Genomic DNA, 2010 nt, shown 5'->3' with positions numbered 1-2010 from the left:
TGGCCGACCGCGTGGCGCTGCTCAAGCGCGAGCTCTGGGCCGAGATCGACCGCCGTCAGGACGAGCTGGCGCGGTTGTGCGCGGACGGCCTCCGGGTCCCGGCCGAGAACCCGCCGGGAGACACCCGGCCCATCGCGGCTCACTACAGCGCGCTCCTCGAGCGCGCGGGGCTGCCGGTCGAGCGGTTCGAGCCGCGGCCCACCCACGTGAGCCTGGTGAGCACCCAGCCGGGACGCGGGACCCACCCCCGGTTCGTGCTCAACGGGCACCTGGATCACTTCCCGGCCGACGATGCGGCCCTGTGGGCGTTTCCGCCCTACGGAGGGCGGATCGAAGACGGCAAGATCCTCGGTCGCGGGGTCGCCGACATGCGGGGTGGACTCACGGCCTCGCTCTTCGCCTACCTCCTGCTCCACGAGCGCCGCCTCCCGCTGCGCGGCCCCCTGACGCTCATGCTGGTCGCGGACGAGGAGGCCGGTGGCGCGTGGGGAACCGGCTGGCTGCTCGAGAACCGGCCGGAGCTCGCCGGCGACGCCTGCCTGATCGGGGAGCCCGAGTCGCCGGGCGGCGTGCGGATCGGCGAGAAGGGCAAGTGTCAGTTCCGGCTCGTCGCCGAAGGCGCGTCCCGTCACGGGGGGCTGGGCACCGGCGACGACGTGGTCATCCGGATCGGAGCCGCGCTCCAGGAGGCGCGGAAGATCGTCGAGCTCGAGGACCACCCGCCGGCGGAGCTCCGGCCCGTCCTCGAGACGATGGCGACCTACTGGCGCACGGAGCACGACCGGGGCCGCCAGTGGCTCTACCGGCGCCCGTCGATGACGGCGGGGGTCATCCGGGGCGGCCTCAAGGTCAACATCGTGCCCCGCCGATGCGAGGTCGAGATCGACTGCCGCCTGCCGTTCGGCGTGACGCCCGAGGACGTCCGGCGCGAGGTCGAACGACGGCTCTCGGCCGCCGGTCTCCACGACGTGCGCTTCCAGCCGATGCCCCCGCTGTTCACCGCCAGCTACACGTCGCCGGCGGATCCGCTCGTCCGCCTCGTGCGGGCCAACGCCACCGCGGCGACCGGGCAGGAACCCCGGCTGACGATCACGTTCGCCGCCACCGATGCGCGCTATTTCCGGCCGCGCGGGGTCCCCACGGTCATCTTCGGCCCTCGCCCCAACAACATGGCGGCCCTCGACGAGTTCATCACGGTCGCGGACCTGGTCGCGGTGACCAAGGTCCACCTGGGCACCACCCTCGATTTCCTGCTCGACTCCGAGGTCTGAGCTACATCACCACGCCGCCGTTCGGGCTCAGGACCTGGCCCGCGTAATAGTCGCTCTCGCCCGACGCCAGGAACAGGACCGTCAGCGCGATGTCCCGGGGATGCCCCCAGCGGCCGAGCGGGATGTTCGCCCGGTTCTCGTCCCGGAACTCCGGGTTCGAGCGCAGCATGTCCGTGTCCGTCGGGCCAGGCGCCACCGCGTTGACGTTGATCCCGTGCGGGGCGAGCTCGCGGGCCAGCGACTTCGTGAGCCCGATCACGCCGGCCTTGGAGGCCGCGTAGGCGGCGAGCCCCGCCCGACCGACCAGGGCCAGCTCCGAGGCGACCGTCACGATCTTCCCGCTTCGCTGGCGCAGCAGGTGCGGGAGGACCGCCTGGATGGCGTTGAACGTGCCCTTGAGATTCACGGCGATGACCCGGTCCCACTCGGCCTCGGTGACGTCGACGAGAGGGCGGCGATGGACGATCCCGGCGTTCGTCACCAGCACGTCGATGCGGCCCAGCGCCGCGATCAACGTCGCCACGGCGCCGCCTACGGCCGCCGCGTCGCTCACGTCGGCCGGGAGCGCGACGGCCTTGGCGCCGAGCTGTCGGACCTGGTCGAGGACCTCGCGGGCCAGCGCCGTCTGCTCGGGATCCGGGAAGTGGTTGATGCCGACGGACGCGCCCTCGCGGGCCAGCGTCAGCGCGACCTCGCGTCCGATCCCCCGGCTGGCGCCGGTCACCAGGGCGATCTTCCC

Annotated in this window: 2 protein-coding genes; one reads left to right on the top strand and one right to left on the bottom strand. The window is 72.7% G+C overall.

The features are described 5' to 3' along the window. A partial coding sequence (locus VGW35_17160) for a M20/M25/M40 family metallo-hydrolase (GenBank protein HEV8309391.1) occupies positions 1-1271 on the top strand: 1271 nt, incomplete at its 5' end. 1 nt (position 1272) lies between these two features. Here VGW35_17160 and VGW35_17155 read toward each other — a convergent pair. Continuing rightward, positions 1273-2010: 3-oxoacyl-ACP reductase family protein (locus tag VGW35_17155; protein ID HEV8309390.1), on the bottom strand; the 738-nt coding region annotated here is incomplete at its 5' end.

This window comes from Candidatus Methylomirabilota bacterium, assembly GCA_036005065.1.
Classification (GTDB): Bacteria; Methylomirabilota; Methylomirabilia; order Rokubacteriales; family DASRDR01; genus DASYQW01.
The sequence above is the reverse complement of the archived record's forward strand: the minus strand, read 5'-3'. Positions and strand labels throughout refer to the sequence as shown.